Consider the following 19,050-nt stretch of genomic DNA (forward strand, 5'->3'; position numbering starts at 1 on the left):
CGGACCTCATGCCCGGTCACCCGACTGCCACCGCTGCGCCCCCTGACGGATCAGATCCGCCATGTCCGGGGTGCCGACGAAGGTGAAGTCGGACAGGCGCTGCAGCACCCGTCCATCCGGGGTGTGGGCGGTCACGGTCACCGTGACCGTCATCGGGCCGGGTCGGACGTCGTCGACGACCACGATGAACGTCTCGTTGGCCGGCAGCGGAGCGAAGAACTCCGCGTGCCCGATCTCGATCGGCAGGGCGCCCACCTCGTTCAGGGTCCACCGGGCGAGCACGCTCCCGGCCGCGGCGAGGATGTCGCACAGGACCGGGCGGTGCAGCGCGCCCGCGAACGCGCCGCCGGCGAAGGGCAGTTCCGGCAGGCGGCACTCAGCCACCAGACGGCCCGGCTCCCGCACGAGCAGGCGCCGGATGCCCCGCATCAACGGCCCGTGGATGAGCAGCCCGTCGGTGTAGACCCAGGCCGCGTCCTCGCCCTGCTCGCCGAGCCGGTAACCATCGGCGGGCCAGCCCGGGGCGGTCGGGGCGGCCCCGGCGGCCTTGCCGACCTCGGTGACCTCGGCGAGCACGAGGGTGCCCGCGTAGTGCGAGGTCGGCAACGCGCCGCCGCTGTCCCCGCGAACGGTCGCGGACACCGTCACCGGCCCGCCGTCACGCCCGTCACCGGGCCCACCGCCGGTCCCGTCGACGGGCCGCGCGTCGAGCCAGTAGTCCCGCAGGTGCGCCCCGTCGAACACGATCCCCTTGTGCACGATGAAGTTCCGGACCTCGACGACCTGACGCCCGGGCAAGGCTCGTTCGACCCCGTTGACCAACCAGCCGAGACCGGCGGTGGCGGGCAGCACCGGGGCCGGCCCGATCTGGTGCTGGTCGATGACCGTCTCGGTGTCCATAGCCGCTATCGAACGGTGCGCCACGAACGCGGCGGGCGCCGTGCCACCCGCGGCCCGCGCGAGCGGAGCGGATCCACCGATGAGGACCGCGCCATCCGCGCCGTGGCCGTCGACGAGTTCCGCGACGAAGCGGCGCGCGCCCTCGTCCGGCGGCAGCAGCGTCACGCCCCGGGAGCGGAAGAGCTCCCGCAGGTCGGCCGTGACCATCCCGCCGTCCCAGGCGCCCCAGTTCAGGGCGACCACCCGGCCGGTGAGCCCGGTCCGGGCCCAGGCCGCGACCCTGGTCAGCGCCTCGTTGGCCGTGGCGTAGTCGGCCTGCCCCGGGTTACCGAAGACACCGGCGACCGAACCGAACAGCACGAGATGACGCAGCGGTGCCCCCTCCAGCGCCGTGAGCACGGAGCGCAGGCCGGCGAGCTTCGGGGTGAGCACCGACCGGATGGCCGGGACGGTCTTGTCCGTGAGCATCGCGTCGGCGAGAGCGCCGGCGCCGTGCACGACGCCGGTGACCCGGTCACGCCAGGGCGCGAGCGCCGCGGCCGTCGCCACCGGATCCGAGGCGTCCACGGCCTGGTAGTGGATCCGCGCGCCGGTCGCGGCAAGGTCACCGAGGGTGGCCCGCACCTGCCGGACGGCGATCACGGCGGCAGCCGCGGCATCGACGTCGGGCAGCCGCACCTTGCGTCCCTCGGCACGGGCCCCGGCGAGATACGCCGCCTTGAGGCCGTCATCCTCGACTCCGGCCGCCCAGCCCGGCTCCTCAACCAGATTCGTGCGTCCGAGCAGGACGAACTCGCAGGAGGCGCGGCGCGCCAGCTCCTCGACGCAGCGCGCGGTCACTCCGCGGGCTCCGCCGGTCACCACCAGGACGTCATCCGGGCCCACCGGGGGCCGGAGTGTCGCCGGGGAGGTCGTCCCGGTCACCCCGGCCGCCTCAACCACCCCGGTCACCCCGGTCACCCCGCCCTGGACATACTCGACGGACCAGCGGCGTCCCTCGGGATCCAGACCGACCTCGACGACGTCCCGGGCGGAATCGACGGCCTCCGCCAGGACGGCCGCCGCGAAGGTGTCGTCGTCGAGCGCCGGATGGACGTCGACCGACCGGCAGACCAGCTCAGGTGCCTCGAGCGCGACGGTCTTCACCAGCCCGGTGATCCCCGCGGTGACCGCCCCGGCTATCGAGGACCCGCCCCGATGGCCGAGCAGCCCGTCGACCCGCGTCACCGTTAGGAAGGCCGCGCGCCGGCCCGCCGAGGCCGCCGCCCGCAGTGGTACGACGAGCCCCTTCGTGGCCAGGATGGCGTCGGCGAGCCCACGCGCGGCGACGTCGAAGTCGGCCAGCCCGGTGGCGCCGATCCCGGCTCGATCGTCCTCCCCGGCGCGGTCCGGCTCAGCCCCGGATCCGGCGCCCGGTGATGCCGGAGCGCCGAGGGCGAGCAGGCAGAGGTCCAGGCGGACCGATCCGGCGACGGCCGCGAGCGCCGCCTCGACCGCGGCGCCATCCCAGCCGAGGAGGCCGGCGGTGTCGGAACCCGCAAGGGACCCGATCGCGATCCGCTCGACCGAGATGCCGCGCTCCCTGAGGTGGCGGACCAGCGCCACACCACCGGCGTCACCGACCTCGATCACGAGCGCGCTGGGCTGGACGCCGAAAGGATCGTCGAGCGGGTCTACGGCCGGCAGAAGGCGCGGCACCGCGCGCAGCCGCTCGATGGGCGCCTCGGTCGGAACGGGGTGCGGCGCCGATGCAGTCGCCGTGGGCATCGACGCCGCCGTCTCAGTAGCGGTGGGCGGGGTCGACTCGGGTGCGGCGCTGGCCGGCGCGGTCAGGCCCAGGCCATCACGCAGGAACGAGGCCACATCCGCCAGCGTCCGCATCTCCGCCGCCCGCTCCGGACCCACCGCAGGAACACCCGGGAACCGCTCCTGCAACGACCCCAGAATCTGCACCCGCTTAATCGAATCAACCCCCAGATCCGACTCCAACGCCATCGACGGCTCCAGCACATCCACCGGATAACCCGTCTTCTCCGCCACCACCTCCGCCACCGCCGACTCAATAACCGACACGTCGACGCCCGCCGGCGGCTCGGCCGTCGCCGGCTGGGCAATCCCAGCGGTGGCCGGCTGCGACCCCACGGTCGCCGGGGCCGCGGATGGGACGGTCACCGGAGGCACGGATGGGACGGATGGGACGGATGGGACGGATGGGACGGATGGGACGGTCACCGGAGGCACGGGCGGGGCAGCCGCGATCGCACCCGCCGGACGCCCGTTACTGTTCCCGGTGCTGGGGATCGGAAGCGGGACGGCCGGCAGCCCGGGCGCCGGGATTCCCGGCGTACGCAGATCGCCCGCCGTTCCCCGTCCGTACAGGTCCGTCGGTTCCGTACCGGTGGTGAGCGCGCCGCCCGGCGCCCCGCCGGCCGCGAGCCCGCCGGCGCCGTGGCCGCCGACGCCGTGGCCGCCGACGCCGTTGCCCTGGCCGCCGACGCCGTTGCCGTACTCCAGGTCGGTCAGGGACGCCAGGATCTCGTTGACCCGGATATGGGCCTCACCCACGGCCAGGCTCTGCCGGGTCACAGCGTCGGCAGCGGCCCGGATCTCCTGACCCGCCCCATTGTCCGCGGGGGCCGCGCGAAGGACCTGCACGAGGCCCTCGGCGACCCGGAGCTGGGTGTCGAGGAACTGGGAGTGCAGGGCCAGATGGTCGCGGGCGACCTCGCTGATGCCGGCGACCTCACCGGCGCTCGGGGCCGGGGCCGCCAGGGTGGCTGCCGCCGGAGCAGGCGCTACCGGAGCAGGCGCTACCGGAGCAGGCGCTACCGGAGCGATGGCCGTCGGGACGGGTACCGCCCGGGTGGGCGCCGGTGCCGGCTGGGTGGGTACTGGCCGGGTGGGCGCCGGTGCCGCTTCGGGGACGCGCCGCTCGGTGGCGGTCGGGACGTTTTCGAGCGCCGCGGCGGCCGACTCTCGCGGCCGGACGGCCGCGGCGGCCGCGAGCGTGACCAGCGCGTCGGCGTAGGCGCGACGGCGAGGCTCCGAGACGTAGTCCGCCCCGGTCAGCGCAACCGTCATCCCGGTCGGCTGCACCTGCTGCGGCAGCGGGGCCGTATAGCGGTTGAGCCCGCTGAGCTCGACGCCGAGCACCGCGAGGCGCACGGCCGCGGTCATCAGAGCCACCGCGCCGTCGCCGTCGCGACCGGCGTCGGTGGGGATCGCCACGACATCGTCGCCGAGGGTGCGCCGGACCAGACCGGTCAGCACCTGGCTCGGCCCGATCTCGACAACCACCGTCGCGCCGTCCGCGTGCAGGGCCTGCAGCCCGGCGACGAACTCGACGGGGTTGCCCAGCTGCCGGGTGAGGACCCGGCGGTTCTCGGCGGGGTCGTCGCCGTACCGGGCGCCGGCGGTGTTGGCGTGCACCGGCACGGCCGGCGATCCGATTTCGGTGACGTCCACCGCGGCGGCGAAGTCGTCCACCGCGTGCCCGACGAGCGAGGTGTGGAACGCCGCGGCCACGGAGATGCGCCGGGCGTCGAGCCCGTTCGCGGTGGCGGCGGTGACGAACTCCTCGACGGCGGGCGTCGGACCACCAACGACGACCTGGTCGGGGGCGTTGTGGTTACACACGACCACGTCCGGGTGCGCGGTCAGCAGCTCGGCGACCGCGTCGCGGTCGGCGCGGACGGCGGCCATGGTGCCGGGGTCGAAGCCGGGTTCGTCCGGCGGGGCCATGGCCTGGCCGCGACGCCGGGCGAGCCGGAAGAAGTCGGCGTCGGCGAGGGAACCGGCGGCCCACAGGGCGGTCAGCTCCCCGAAGCTGTGGCCGAGCAGGCTCACCGGGCGCAGTCCCAGCTCCCGCAGGAACCGGAACTGGCCGACGGAGAGCGCACCGATCGCGGGCTGCGCGTACTCGGTGCGCGTCAGGTTCATCTCGTGGTCGGCACGGTCGCCCGGATCGAAGCTCGGCGGCGGGAACACCGCACGGGCGAGCGTGAGCTCGGCCCCGGCGAAGGTGGCGTTCGCCGCGTCGAAGGCCTCCCGCACCGGCGGGATCTCGACGGCGGCGGTGAGCCCCATGTCGACGTACTGGCTGCCCTGGCCGGCGAAGACGACGCCGACGCGGGGCTGCTCGGCCGCCTGCCGGCGGTAGTGCACCCCGGCGGGATGCGACCATTCGGCGGCGTCGGCTCGCGCCGCGAGCTGCTCGATCGCGATCGCGCGCAGGCGCTCCGCCTCGGCGCCGGTGCGCGCGACGAACCCGACCCGCGCGGCGCTGCCCGGGATGCCCGTGTCACCGTTCGGTTCGGCCTGTCCGCGCACCAGGTCGAGGAGCTCCGCGGGCGTCGCGGCATGCCACAGGTGGGCGCGGACGGCACGGTGCGTCGCCCGGGCGGCACGCTTATCGGCGTCCGGGCGTGCCGTGTCGGGGGTCTCCTCCAGGACGACGTGGAAGTTGGTACCGCCGAACCCCATGGCGGAGGCGGCCGCCCGGCGCCGCCCCACGTCCGGGTCGAGCACCCAGGGCCGGGTGCGGGTGCTGAGGTAGAAGGGCGAGCCCTCCTGGGCGAGCGCCGGATTCGGTTCGCGGACGTTGATCGTGGGCGGCAGCACCCGGTTGTACAGCGACAGCGACAGCTTGATCAGGCTGGCCGCGCCGGCAGCGCCCTTGGTGTGCCCGATCTGCGACTTCACACTGCCGATCGCCGCCCGGCCCGGGCGTGCCCCGGCCTCGGCCAGGACGGCCCCGAGCGCGGACAGCTCGGTGGCGTCACCGACGGCGGTACCGGTGGCGTGCGCCTCGAACAGCTCGACGGACGCCGGGCTCACCCCGGCGTCCGCGTAGGCCCGGCGCAGCGCGCGGACCTGGCCCTCCGCGCGCGGCGCGTAGACGCTCTTGAACCGACCGTCGCTGGACGACCCGAGACCCCGGATGACCGCGTAGATCCGGTCCCCGTCGCGCTCGGCGTCGGCCAGCCGCTTGAGCGCCAGCATCCCGATGCCCTCGCCGACCAGGGTGCCGTCGGCGCCGGCGGCGAACGGCTGGATGCGGTCGGACTTGGACAGCGCCTGCGTCTTCGAGAAGCACATGTAACTGAAGATCGAGTTCTCGGTGTCACAACCACCGGTGATCATGAGATCGGCACGGTGGTCGATGAGTTCGGCGATGGCCCCGCGGACGGCCGTGAGCCCACTCGCGCACGCGGAGTCGACCGTGTAGTTCGTGCCTCCGAGGTCGAGCCGGTTGGTGATCCGGCCGGAGACGACGTTGCCGAGCAGCCCGGGGAACGAGTTCTCCTCCCACGGCGGGAACGCGAGCGAGAAGGCCTCCGAGACCGCGGCGGTTTCGGCCTCGTCGAGTCCCGCGGCGCGCACGACCTCGCGCAGGACCGGCGTCTCCAGCCGGGCCGCCAGCGGGTGGGCCATCGTGGTGGGGCCGGCCATGCCCAGGATGACCCCGGTGCGCTCGGAGTCGTACCATGCCGATCCCGGTGCGCCCGCGTCGACGAGCACATCCCGCGCGACGATCAGACTGAGCAGCTGCACGACCGCGGTCACGTCCAGCAGGTTGGGCGGAAAGCCGAACTCCACCGGGCTGAACGCGACCTCGGGGAGGAAGCCGCCCCGGCGCGCGTAGGTACGGTCGGGCACCGTCGCATCCGGGTCGTAGTAGTCCTCCGGGCGCCAGTGCGTCGACGGCACCTCGGTGACGCAGTCGACGGCGTCGATGACGTTGCTCCAGTACTCCCGCACGTCGCGCGCCATCGGGAACAGTCCGGCGAGCCCGACGATCGCGATCGGGTTGTTCGCGAGTCGTCGGTCGTCAGGGCGGTCGGACTCGTCCACGTGCTTCTCCCCTTTACTGGCCGGCAGGTCACCACCGCGTGCGGCGGGACCCTGATATGTCGGGCGTGGTGCCCTGATATGTCGGGCGTGATGTATCCGGCGGAGGTATTCAGGTGTGAGGTATTGGGAACCGGTTCACCGGAGCGGACCGGCCGGTCCGCCGGAGAGCCAGACGGCCGGCGGGTTGTTCCGGAACAACGTTGTCCCGGAACAACGTTGTTCCGAAGCACTGCCGCAGGTCTTCGTGGCCGTGACAGCGAACCGCGAGGCCTGGCGACAGTTTACTCGTATCCGATCCGCGCGGGCATCCTGGAACCAGTGTCATCGACGTCCTGTTGTTCCGCAAGAACAACCTGCCGAACACTCGATCGGCCGAGGCAATCGCCGCGACGGTGCGTCGTGAGATGCTTCACTCCCGATCCACTCGACGTCGGGTCAGAATACGTCGAGAGGCCGGTCAACCGAACAGGGTCAGGATGGAACCGGAACCGGAATCCGGGGAGCCGGGCGCGACAGGACTTCGCGCACCAGATCCGCAAGGAGACTGGCGACGAATTCGTATCCGGCCGCGTTGGGATGATAGTCCCCGGGATTCCACAGTTGAGAGTCGTGGGCGCGGTCGACGTGATCGAAATCGACGAGGAGAATTCCGTGGTTCGCCGCGGTCGAGCGGACATGGTCGTTCGCCCGCTCGATCCTGGAGCGGAGTACGTCCAGGATCGCCGGCGGCGCCGAGAGCCTGGTGGTGAGGTCCGGAAAGGTGAAGGTGAACGCGGTGGTTCCCGGGACCGCGAGAGTCGCGACTAGGTGGGTGAAGTTTTTTTCGAACCTGTCCTGCGAGTAGTCCGCGAGCAGGTCGTTGCTGCCCGCGGCGATCCCGACGAGGGCCGCCGGGGCGGAGGCGGCGACGTCGAGCTGCGTGTCGATGACATCCTGCGTCGTCGCGCCGTTCCGCCCCAGGTTGAGAACGCGACTGCGCGGAATACCCAGAGCCGCGGCCATTCTGGGCGCCCAGCCGATCCAGGCGCCGTCGGGAGCCGGGTCACCGCGGCCCTCGGCGAAGCTGTCGCCGACCACGGTGAGCATCGGCGACGGCGTCGGACCGCCGATGATCGGTCGACTGTCCATTACACGGCCGCCGCGGCCAACATGATGGACTCGACGTTCTCCGGCGCGAGAAAGACCGACGACGGCACGACACCCGCGATCATTCCGAAGAACTGCGCCCGCGCCGTCTCGTTGTTCGGCAAGGCCCGCCACAGCGCCACGAGGTGCGGCGGGAAGTTCAGCTCGCCCAGCGTCGTGGTGAAATTGAACGCACCGGCCGATTCCTCGTCGCGCAACCGCTGATACTCGGCGAGGGCCTCGTCCATGGGCCGGTCGCCACGCAGCGCCTGGTCCACGTGCTCGGTCAACAGGTCCGCGCAGCGGAAGGCGTCGGTGATGCCCAGACCGGTCACCGGGTCCTTGTGGTAACCAGCGTCTCCGGTCAGCGCCCAACCCGGACCATAGGACGTGCGGTAGTAGTTGTCCGGATAACGGATTCCGTAGTAACGGTCCTCCTGGACGCCATGGCTGTCGAGATCCTCGGCGAGCTCGGGCGCGACGCTGCGGAAGGTCCGGCGCAGGCTCCCGTCGATATCGGCGCGGAACTCCTCGAAATCCTCGAGGTTGCGCATCGCGGTGACGAGGGTGAGCCCGTCATGGGTGGGCCAGCCGGCGCACTGCTCGTGGTCACCGAACCGGCTGTGGAACTGCCAGTCCAGCCCACTGAAATAGGAGTAGTAGATGAAGCTGGCCGCCGGCACGACCTTGTAGAAGTCGGCTCCCACCAGGTCGGCCACGACGGAGTTGCGGCCGTCGGCGCCCACGACGAGAGTGGCCCGCTCCTCGACGACGGCTCCCGTGGCGTCCCGGCCCACGATCCCCGCGACCGTGCCGTCGTCGTGACGGATCAGATCTCGGACCGAGAAGCCCTCCCGGACTTCGACACCCGCCGCGACCGCGCCGTCGAGCAGGAGCTTGTCCAGCACGATGCGGCGCGGCGCCATCGAGAACGCCAGCCCGTCGACCGGATCGGCGAACCCGCGGATGACCACACCGAGGTGGGACACCGTCATGTCGGTGATCGGCCGGCAGTTGGTCGCCGTGAGTGCGTCGAGCAGCCCCCACTCCCGCAGACGGAGCAGTGCGGCCTGCTGAAGATAGTGGGTGGAGATCGTGTCGCTGGGAAAGGACACGCGGTCGACGAGCAGCACCCGGTGACCGCGCCGGGCAAGCAACATCGCCACAGGTGAGCCGGCGCAGCGCGCTCCCACGACAATCACGTCGTACATGGTCGGAGACTCCCTGAAGTATGCCGGTCAACCGATCGTTACACTGGCACGACGGGTCCCCGGCGGATGTGTTGTCGTTATCCTCCTGGGCATCCTCCTAGGCTCCCCTATATACCTGCAAGGCGTCACAAGGTGATGTAATCGCACGATAGGAATCACCAATGGCAAAGGGTTCGTAAAGTCGCCTCGAATTCATCCCGAAGAAACCTTTCCAGCGGATGCTCAGTAACATGTCTGCTCAGTCGGAGATACGATCCCCACTGGAGATGGTTCGCGAGGCGCACTTTCAGGCGAACGGTGACGCGCCACCAAATCTCGAACAACTCCGTTCCGTCATCGACACGATGGTGCCATTCTGCAACCTGACCGGGGTGCGGGTCGTCGAGCTGCGCCGGGACGGCGGCGTGGCGGAGCTCCCCAACCGACCCGACCTCCAGAACCACATGGGCACCGTGCATGCGGCGGCGCAGTTCCTCGCCGCCGAGGTCTCCGGAGCCGCGGCGTTCTCGGGCGCCCTGGCACCGAGGATCTTCAGCCTCCGCAGCTTCGTGCTGCGCGACTGCCGGATCATGTACCTGCGGCCGGCGGTCGGTCGGATCCGGGCCCACGGTTCAGTGGACATCGAGGTGGCGCACCCGGCAGCGGAGCGGACCGCCGAAGAACGCTTCGAGATCCGCGGGGGCTCGCTGCTCTACGACGACGCCGGCGCCCTCGTCGCCAAGGCGGAGTTCGACTACCGCGCCTGGTTCGACGCCTCCTGACAAGACACCTGCAGGAAAGATACCTGCAGGCAAGGCGCCGCCGGCAGCAGGAGGGCCCTGCCCGCAGGTAAAGCCCGTAACCACGGCTCTCCCTCGCCCGGGCCGGGCATCCCGGCCCGGGCGTCCTCCGCGACTTCACTGGAAGAAGTCCACAGACGTTACTACGCTCACCATCATGCCCGGCTTTCCGGCTGCGCTCACCAACCTTTATCGGACCCGCTGTCGGAAATACCGATCAGACGATCGGCGATCCGGATGGAAGGAGCGGCACGTGTCCGCAGATGCTCTTGTTCCTCCCCCGTCGGCGGCCGCCGGTGAGACCGAACCCGCGGCGGAAAGCGAGACGGAACTCGAGGTCGCCACCACTGCCGGGACGCGATTCGGCCTGCGTGTTCTTCCGCAGGCCGACGAGTCCGCGCCGGTGATTCTCCTGCTTCCGGCGATGGGGGTTCGGACAAAGTACTACACCCCCTTCGCCGAGGCACTGCGGTCGCTGGGGTACTCGGTCGTGACAACCGATCTGCGCTGGCATCACCACGGAGCCGCGGCGCTCCGGCGCTCGGCCGGCAGCCGGGGCAGCTACCAGGAGGGTGTCGAGGACGACCTGCCGACGATCACGGCGGCGACGCGGGAACGATTCCCCGGGGCGCCGCTGTTCGTCGTGGGTCACAGTCTCGGCGGACAACTCTCGATCCTGCGTGCCGCGCGGGAGGCCCCCGACAGCGGCGGGCTGAGCGGCCTGGCCGTCATCGGCGCGGGCACCTCGTACTGGCGCGTCTTCAGGCCCCTTCGTTCAGCGTGGGTCCTGGGCGGTTCCACGTTCGTCGCGGGGGTGTCGCAGCTGCTGGGCTACTGGCCCGGGCACCGGTTCGGCTTCGGCGGGCGGCAGCCCAGGGCGCTGATGCTGGACTGGGCCAGAAGTGCCCGCACCGGCCGTTACCGGCTGGCCAGGTCGGAGCCCGACCTCCTCGGTCTTCTCGGCGCGGTGACCCTGCCGGTACTGGCCATCTCCCTGGACGCCGACCATCTCGCGCCGCGCCGGGCGGTCGACTATTTCACCAGGCGGTTGACGGGCTCGGAGGTCCATCGCGTCCACCTGGACCGCACGAGTGGATCCACCCACCTCGGTCACTTCGACTGGATGAAGGAACCCGCTGTCATAGCACGCCACGTGGCCGAGTGGATCGACCTCGTCCTCGGCCGGAGCGGCACGGGCGCCCGGTGACGGGAACCGCACCGTGACGGGGTGCTCGTCGCGGTTCCGCTCACTGTCGCCATCCCTCTTGTTCGCCATCCCTCTTGTTCTTGTTCGCCATCCCTCTTGTTCTTGTTCGCCATCCCTCTTGTTCGAACTTGTTCGAAGCAGCCGCTCCCCACCGTGATTCTCGCTTCCCACCGGGCAGCCCCGACCGTCCGGTTCACCACGGTTGACAGACGGCTTGTCTTCGTCTCGAAGACAGCCTGTCCATCGCACGTAGGGTGCAGTCATGTCTCCCCGTCGCTACGAGCAACGGCTGCGCACGGCTGGTGCGGACCAGACCCGCCGCCGGATCCTCGACGCGATGTACGAACAGCTGCCCCGGCTCGCGAGCGTGGAGGCGGTCGCGCGGCAGGCGGGCGTGGCCCGGTCGACGGTCTACCTGGTGTTCGGCTCCCGAGCGGGGCTGTTCGATGCCCTCACCCAGGACGTGCTCGACCGGGGCGGTTTCGCGGACCTGGTGCGGGCCGTGCAGGATCCGGACCCACTCGTTCACCTGCGCGGCGGGATCACCGCAAGCGTGCGGGTGTACGCCGGGCAGCGCGACGCCCTGTGGGCCCTGCGCTCGATGGAACAGGCGCTCGATGGCGCGCTGCAACGGGCCGAGCAGGACCGTCTCGGCGGGATGGAACATCTCGCCGAACGCCTGGCCGCCCACGGCCTCCTGCGCGTGCCGGTGGCCGCCGCGGTCGACGTCCTCTGGCTGCTTACCAGCTTCGACGCGTTCGACCTGCTCTACACCGGCCGCCGGCTGTCGGTCGACGAGGTCGCGGCCCGGCTCCTGGCGACCGCCGAGCACGCGCTGCTCTGAACCGGCACACATCCCGCTGGAGCTACCCGAAGGCGGCGATCGACCTCGTCCTCGCCCAGATGGAGACCCTCACCGAGGACTGGTCCCCCGCCGACCAGTAAAACGACACTTCTCCTTGGTCATCGAGCAACCAATGCGCTGACCGGACGAGCTGCTGCCCCCGACATTCTCCGCCTCTTACGGAGATCGATACTCCTGTACTGGACGTGTACTGGACGTGTACTGGACGATAAGAGATGACCTTAACCTTGCTGAATTCGCCGAAGTTCAAAGCCGGTAGCTTCCGCTGGAAGGCCTGGGCGGGCGAAGCCGCGTTAGTACTGGGTGGTCGCGGCCAGGGCCAGCAGAACCAGCGCGATCACCGCGGCGGTCGTGCGGATGCTGTTGAAGAAGTCCCAGCGCGCCCGCTGCTCGCGCCAGTCGGCCGGCGGAGACTCCGGCTGCCAGGTGGCCATGGCGTTGTTGATCGGAAGGTCGCCGCGCACGGTGACCAGGATGTTGGTGAGGACGCAGGCCGCCACGATGCCGGCCAGCACCGCGCAGGCCGTCGCACCGGTGACGCCGGCCGCGACCGCCAGGGCGATCGTAGCGATCAGATTTGTAATCTGCAGCAGCTTCATCATCCGCGGGTAGCTGATGTCGAACGCCTGCTTGACCATTACGTAGGGAGTGGGCGGCAGTGAATGCATCGCGGGCCGTACGGCGACCAGGCCGACCGTCAACGTGCCCGCCACCAGCCCGGTCAATACGAGAGAGATCACGACCAGCGCCGAGACCATCCGCTTCAGCTCTCCGTCCTGTGCATGTTGGGGACATACAGGTGACGAGCAGAGACCCGGGCTCGCCCCCGGGCGACTGTGGGGCTAAGGCATTCATACCGCAGACGACGGCTACCCGAAGGCTGGTTCACGAACCGCGTCCAGAATTACCGAAAGTTCCGGGTCATAGGGAAACGAGGCGGCTCTCTACCGAGCCGGTCACAGGCCCAGGTCGTTGATGATCCGGCCGAGCGGCTCGGGCGTGACGGACGGCTGCGGACTATCGACCGTGAGGCGGTTCATCCCCTCCAGGTAGATGTCCACTTGTTCCCTTTCATCCAAATAGGCGGTAAATATTCACATGGTTTTGTGGTCCGGGCATGACTGTGTGCCGCGCGGCCACTCGTCCAGGTAGCGCACCGTCACGGTGATGGTGTTACGCAGTTCCCGCCGTGGTGATGTCGACCTGCTGGTTGCGCCGCACCATGTCGACGATCCGGTTCACCGGTCCCACCACGAACAGCTCGTCCCCGGGCCGGAGCCGGGTGTGGCGTCCCGGCCGGTAGTCCGGCCCGCCACCGGGAGCCCCCTGGCCGTCCCGCTCCACGCCGCCGTCGGTGTCCGCGCCGCTGTCCAGATTCACGCCGCTGTCCAGATTCACGTCTCCGCCGGTGTCCGCGTTCGCGGCCGCGGTGATCACGGCGAGCACCCGGGTCCCGGTGGACAGCTCCCGCAGGGTCGGGCCGACCAGCCCGCCGCCGGCGTGGATGGTCATCCTGGCCACCAGGAACGGCGTGCGCTGCACGTAGAAGGTACTGATGACGTCGTAACCGAGCGCCGCGCCGACGAAATACGGCGTGGCCAGGGCGGACGCGCTGCGTGCCGTATGGATGCCGAAGCGCCGCTCGACCTCGTCGGCCATCGTGGTGTCGAAGATCCGCAGCACTACTCGCAGGTCGGGGTGGTGCGTGTCCGGGTCGGACTCCCGCATCCGGCCGCGGGACCACCCGCCGCCCCGCCGGGCGGCCCGCCGGGCGGGGCGGCGGGCCGCCCACGCCCCCCGCAACTCCTCGTGCGCTTCCCGGGCCGACAGCACGGCCTCCAGGTTCGCGACGTCGTCGCTGGTGAGCACCGCGATCGTGGCGGCATGGGCGAGGCCGGCCTCCAGCAGCGTCGAGCGGACGGTGGCGTCCCCGATGATCACGGGCACCCCACGTTCACGGGCGACGGGCAGGTACCGGTTGTTCTCGTCACGCTCGATCACCACCACATGCCGGCCCGCGCGCACCAGGCCGTTCATCGTGGCGACCCCCACCGAGCCGAGCCCGCATAGAATGACGTGGCCACGCACCGCCCCGGCCCGCCCGCGTCCCATCACCCGCTCCAACCGACGGCTGATGATGATGTTGGTAATGAACGCATAGACGACGGCGATCGACAGGGCGCCGAGCAGCATCAGTCCGATGCCGAACACCTGTAGCCACTCGTCGGCGGCGCCGAAGTTGAAGTCGCCGTAGCCGACCGTGGCCATCGTCGCGACCGTGAGGTAAAGCGCGTCCAGCGGGCCGAACTCGGCGGGTGCGGCCTCGTTGTGGTTGGCGTAGGTCAACCACAGCACGACCGTACCGACCATCATGATCGTTACTACGGCGGCGAGTGCGAACCGGAAGGGGGGGTCGAGCTCCCCACGGATCATCGAGACGATCTCCCGGAACCTGGCCACCGTGGCCCGCCAGACCCCCCGGACCCCTCCGGGCTCGCGGGGATCGCCGGGATCGCCATGCTCGGCCGAGCCGCCGGCCAGCGCGGCGAACAGCCGCGCGTCGTGCAGGCCCGCGACCGTCATGCCCCGCTCGTGGAACTCCGACAGCCGCCCGAGGAGCGTCAGCCGGTCGCCGGGGCGCAGCGAGACGTCGCGGGGCGGGCAGAGCTCGGGGAGGCGCTCCCCCGCGCGGCGCAGCGAGATCGGGGTCAGATCGCCATAGCGGGCCCGGAAGGCATGCCGGCCTATGATCGACTCCTCGATCACCGCGAAGACCTCGGCATCGGACCGTTCGTCCATCGGGAAGGCGTGCGTCACGTCCGAGCGGAGGCACGCCTCGACGAAGCTCGGCCCCGCGAGCTCGGCCCGGTTCAGCACCCGGACCTGGCTGAGCGCGTCCGCGAGCTGGTCGCCGAGCTGGCGGTTACTGATGGCCACGACGAGCCGGACACCGGGGGCCGTCTCGGCCGCGACCAGCGCCGTGCCCAGGTTGTCGAGGTCCGTCTCGTGACAGGACACGACCGCGAGCGCCGCGGCGATGCCGGCCTCGCGCAGCGCCCCGGCGCCACGGGTACTCTCCACCAGGACCCGCACGCCCCACCGCTCCACCCTGCGCCGGGTGGCGGGGGCGACCCGATCGTCGATGGCCACCACCGTCACACCCGACGCCCGGAGCTGTTCGGCCAGCCGGAGCCCCAGGTTGCTCAGCCCGCAGACAATGACGTGACCCGACGAGTCGGAACCACCCGAACCACCGAGACCACCGAAGGCGCCCGAACCTCCCGAGCCGCCCTGACCGTTGACAGCGCCATGCCCGCTGAGGGCACCATGCCCATCGAGGGCACCATGAACGTTGACGGTGCCATGCCCATCGAGGGCACCATGAACGTTGACGGTGCCATTGCCTCCGGTCACGCCGGGACTTCCAGAACCCGCTGCCATGCCACCCCCCTCCAGCACGCCGAACCGGTCCCGTCCCGGTCATGCCTCGACCGGACCATCCTCAACCGGATCGGTCCGGGGCCGATCAACACCGCTCGGCACGCCGTGGCGCACCTGGCCGGTCCTCGCCGGACCCGGCCGGGATCGGGCGCGCCACAAGGGGAACAGGCACCGCGCTGAGGTGGGGTATGGGGACTCGTCCGCTGCCGCCAGTTTGTCATACCGGCCCGCGGCGACGGCCGGGCACGGACCCGGTGGGCGGATCCGCCGCCTCCGATAGTCTTTTCCACCGGTAAGTGGCAAAACGGTTCGGATTCGGCTACCCAGGCAGGGCGGAGAGCAGCAGTGAAGGCGAACGAAACTACTCTGGGTGAACTCCTCCAGGGTCAGTGTCAGTACGTCGTCCCGTTGTATCAACGCCCCTACAGCTGGGAACGCGCCAACCTGCGGCAACTCTGGGCCGACATCACGAGCGTGGCCGCCGCCGGTCCAGCGGCAACACACTTCCTGGGTTCGCTGGTTCTCGCGCCGAGCCCGTCAACCACGCCGGCCGGAGTGGCGATCTGGCTGGTGGTAGATGGTCAGCAACGGCTGACGGCGCTGAGCATCCTGCTCTGCGCGATCCGCGATCATGTCCGAGATGACGATCAGATGCTCGCGGCGAAAATCGACGATCTGTACCTCATGAACAGGTACGCGGCCGGAACCGAACGTTACACCCTGTTACCGACGCGAGCCGACCGGACCGCCTGGACCGCTCTCGTCGAGCGGTCGCCGGAGGCAGGAGGCCGGGCGGGGATCGGCGACGCATACCAGTTCTTCCGCAAGGAACTCGCCGCGTTGCGCGACGCCGACGACCCGCTGGACGCAGCACTGATCGAGCAGGCCGTGGTCGGTCAGCTCGCAATCGTGGAGATCGCCGCGCATGTCGACGACGACGTCTACCGCATCTTCGAATCGCTCAACCACACCGGCCGCCGGCTCACCCAGGCGGACCTGCTGCGCAACTACCTGTTCATGCGGCTACCCACCCGAGCGGACCGGGTGTACGACTGGCGGTGGTTCCCACTCCAGGAACTGCTCGGTGACAGACTGGAGGATCTGGTCTGGCTCGACCTCGTGCTCCGCGGCGACGACCGTGCCACCAAGGAGACCGTGTACCAGTCGCAGCGGCAGTATCTCCAGACGCTGCCGGACGAGGACGCCATCGAGCAGTGGATCTCCGAGCTGCATGCAAAGGCCCTGCTGTTCAGCCGGATCCTCGATCCGGACCGGGAGGAGGACCCGGTCCTGCGGCAGGCCCTGCACCGGCTGCGCCGGTGGGGGGCGGACGTCGTCCGGCCGATCGTCCTACACATGCTGATCGCGCATGCGAATGACCGTCTCGACGCCACCGAGACCGCCGCGGCACTCCGGGTGGTGGAGAGCTACCTGGTGCGGCGGATGCTGGTCGGCATCGCGAGCGCCAACAGCAACCGCATCCTCATGTCGCTCGTCAAGGAGCTCGGCGACCAGACACCGACCGCCGCCGCGGTCACGCGGGTTCTCTCCGGCCCGCGTAAGAAGTTCCCGACCGATCAGCCTGTGAAGGAAGCCGTCCTGCTCAATCCCTTCTACTGGACCGGACGCGGCCCTCAGCGCACCTATGTGTTGCGCAGCCTGGAAGAGGATTACGAGCATCTCGAACCAGTCGACTGGGGCGTGAAGCTGACGGTTGAACACATCCTCCCCCAGTCATTGTCGAGACCGGGATGGAAAGCGGTTCTCGACGCCGATGCCCACGAGGGTGAGACGCGCGACGAGCTGCACCGCAGGCTCGTCCATACTCTGGGCAATCTGACGCTCACCGCCTATAATCCGAAACTCGCCGATCACGAGTTCACCGAGAAGAAGAAGCTGCTGGCCGACAGCGGGCTGGCGATGAACCGAGAAATCGCCGGTCAGGACAGATGGGGCCGGGAGGAGATCCAGAATCGTGGCCGGGCGCTCGCCGAGCGGATCGTGAAGATCTGGCCCGGCCCGGACGAGTCCGTAGTACCGCCGCCCCAGGACCAGCGATGGACCCTGATGAGCCGGGTACTGGCCGCGATCCCACCCGGCCGCTGGACCAGTTACTCCGACGTCGCGGAGGTGATCGGGTCCCACGCCGTCGCGGTGGGAGCCAAGCTGGCCAGTGCCCGGATCTCCAACGCCCACCGCGTCCTGCTCCTGAACGGTTCCGTCTCCCCGGACTTCCGCTGGCCCGATCCGGAACGCACCGACGATCCACGGGAGATCCTGACCGCCGAGGGTGTCATTCTCAGCAGGTCGGGCCGGGCACTGGCCCGCCAACGCATGACCGCCGCCGAACTCGCCGCCGCCGCCGATCTCGAAACCCCGGAAGAGAGCCAGGGCGCCGCCGGAACCAAGGAACGTCTGTGGGCCGCCCCGGCCGCCCGGTCCGCCGTGGGGCTCGCGGTCAGCCTGTGGCCATCAGAGCGGCGCGCGGCGGCGCCCACGGACGATGCGAACTCCGGCCTCTCCTACCGGGACCGGGTCCGGGGCTGCCTGCTGGGCGGGGCGTTGGGAGACGCGCTCGGTGCGGCAATCGAATTCCAGTCGCTTGACGAGATCCGACGGGAGTACGGGACGGCGGGGGTCATCGGCCTCACGGCCGCCTACGGGGTACACGCTCCGTTTACAGATGACACTCAGATGACGCTCTTTACCGTGGAGGGTCTGATCCGGGCCTCGGTCCGCAGCCGTTCCCGGGGTATCGCCGATCCGCCCGCGGTGCTGTGGCGCGCCTACCAGCGTTGGCTCACGACGCAGCGGCGGACCGGTCCGGCCGCCGGGGAGGTGGACGGCTGGTTGGCGGCGCAGCAGCTGATGTATGCCCGGCGCGCTCCGGGGAACGCCTGCCTGTCCGGGCTGGGGCGCCCCGAGATGGGCACGCTCGCGCGGCCGGCGAACCCCGACAGCAAGGGATGCGGGGCGGTGATGCGCTCGGCCCCGTTCGGGCTGCTCCGGCGGGGCCCGGAAACCTCCTTCGACCATGCGGTCGCATGCGCCGTGTTCACCCACGGTCATCCCTCCGGGTACCTCGCCGCGGGCGCGTTCGCATGGATCGTCGCCGCGATGGTAGACGGCGCTGGCATCACCCAGGCCACCGCATCGGCCCTCGGCCGCCTGTCGGCCGAACGCGACGGCAAGGAAGTAGCCAGAGCTCTGCGGGCGGCGCTCGGAACGGCAGCGGACGGTGCGCCCACGGCGGAACGCGTGGAATCGCTGGGCGCCGGCTGGGTCGCCGAGGAGGCGCTAGCGATCGCGGTGTACTGCGCGGTGGCGGCGCCCGACGATCCGCAGACGGCGCTGCTCGCGGCAGTCAACCACTCCGGCGACAGCGACTCGACCGGCGCGATCTGCGGGAACCTCGTTGGCGCCGCTCTGGGTGAGCCGGCGCTGCCGGCAGCCTGGCTGAAGGAGCTGGCGGGCTATGAGCTGGTCGGGCAGGTCGCGGACGATCTGGTAACCGAGATCGAGAACACCGCGACCGTCTCCGACGCCTTCGGCGCGGCCACCCCGGCCTGGTCCACCCGCTACCCCGGGAGCTGAGCTCACGCACATCAGATCTCCCATCGGTTCGAGCTGCGCCGGTGCTCCGTGGTGCTTCCGGCTCACCTGGTCGGG

9 protein-coding genes are annotated in these 19,050 nt (G+C 70.3%); 4 read left to right on the forward strand and 5 right to left on the reverse strand.

From position 1 onward, the window contains the following. Positions 1 to 6: 6 nt before the first annotated feature. The 3 genes from BMG523DRAFT_RS14040 to BMG523DRAFT_RS14050 all read right to left on the reverse strand — a co-directional run bounded on the left by BMG523DRAFT_RS14040 (position 7) and on the right by BMG523DRAFT_RS14050 (position 9,089). The gene (locus tag BMG523DRAFT_RS14040) at positions 7 to 6,753 is read right to left on the reverse strand and encodes a type I polyketide synthase (protein WP_043591362.1); all 6,747 of its coding nucleotides are present in this window, start codon (positions 6,751 to 6,753) and stop codon (positions 7 to 9) included. Between the two features lie 471 nt (positions 6,754 to 7,224). Next, complete coding sequence (locus tag BMG523DRAFT_RS14045; protein WP_011437320.1) at positions 7,225 to 7,881, reverse strand: SGNH/GDSL hydrolase family protein; 657 nt, start codon at positions 7,879 to 7,881, stop codon at positions 7,225 to 7,227. After that, entirely contained in the window at positions 7,881 to 9,089 is a 1,209-nt protein-coding gene (locus tag BMG523DRAFT_RS14050) for an NAD(P)/FAD-dependent oxidoreductase (RefSeq protein ID WP_011437321.1), read from the reverse strand. Before BMG523DRAFT_RS14050 ends, BMG523DRAFT_RS14045 begins: the two co-directional genes overlap by 1 nt. 230 nt (positions 9,090 to 9,319) lie before the next feature. Between BMG523DRAFT_RS14050 and BMG523DRAFT_RS14055 the strand changes: the two genes are divergently transcribed. The 3 genes from BMG523DRAFT_RS14055 to BMG523DRAFT_RS14065 all read left to right on the forward strand — a co-directional run bounded on the left by BMG523DRAFT_RS14055 (position 9,320) and on the right by BMG523DRAFT_RS14065 (position 11,919). Further along, positions 9,320 to 9,850: a PaaI family thioesterase gene (locus tag BMG523DRAFT_RS14055; protein ID WP_023841482.1), complete on the forward strand. Its 531-nt coding sequence runs from the start codon at positions 9,320 to 9,322 to the stop codon at positions 9,848 to 9,850. A gap of 271 nt (positions 9,851 to 10,121) precedes the next feature. Next, a complete protein-coding gene (locus BMG523DRAFT_RS14060) occupies positions 10,122 to 11,075 on the forward strand; it encodes an alpha/beta fold hydrolase (RefSeq protein ID WP_011437323.1) in 954 nt (317 codons plus the stop codon). Positions 11,076 to 11,337: 262 nt separating this feature from the next. Continuing rightward, on the forward strand, positions 11,338 to 11,919 hold the full coding sequence (locus BMG523DRAFT_RS14065) for a TetR/AcrR family transcriptional regulator (protein WP_011437324.1): 582 nt from the start codon (positions 11,338 to 11,340) through the stop codon (positions 11,917 to 11,919). A 314-nt stretch (positions 11,920 to 12,233) separates the two neighbouring features. Here the strand turns inward: BMG523DRAFT_RS14065 and BMG523DRAFT_RS14070 are convergent, their stop codons facing one another. Together BMG523DRAFT_RS14070 and BMG523DRAFT_RS14075 are read right to left on the reverse strand one after the other, a co-directional pair. After that, complete coding sequence (locus BMG523DRAFT_RS14070) at positions 12,234 to 12,698, reverse strand: DUF1772 domain-containing protein (RefSeq protein ID WP_023841481.1); 465 nt, start codon at positions 12,696 to 12,698, stop codon at positions 12,234 to 12,236. A gap of 415 nt (positions 12,699 to 13,113) precedes the next feature. Then, positions 13,114 to 15,381 carry an NAD-binding protein gene (locus tag BMG523DRAFT_RS14075; RefSeq protein WP_035911351.1) on the reverse strand — a complete coding sequence of 756 codons (2,268 nt, stop codon included), beginning with the start codon at positions 15,379 to 15,381 and terminating at the stop codon, positions 13,114 to 13,116. A gap of 345 nt (positions 15,382 to 15,726) precedes the next feature. On the opposite strand from BMG523DRAFT_RS14075, the gene BMG523DRAFT_RS24585 reads away from it, so the two are divergent. Further along, on the forward strand, positions 15,727 to 18,975 hold the full coding sequence (locus BMG523DRAFT_RS24585; protein ID WP_023841478.1) for an ADP-ribosylglycohydrolase family protein: 3,249 nt from the start codon (positions 15,727 to 15,729) through the stop codon (positions 18,973 to 18,975). Positions 18,976 to 19,050: the final 75 nt, after the last annotated feature.

The organism is Frankia sp. BMG5.23 (genome assembly GCF_000685765.2).
In the GTDB taxonomy this organism is placed as follows: Bacteria; Actinomycetota; Actinomycetes; order Frankiales; family Frankiaceae; genus Frankia; species Frankia casuarinae.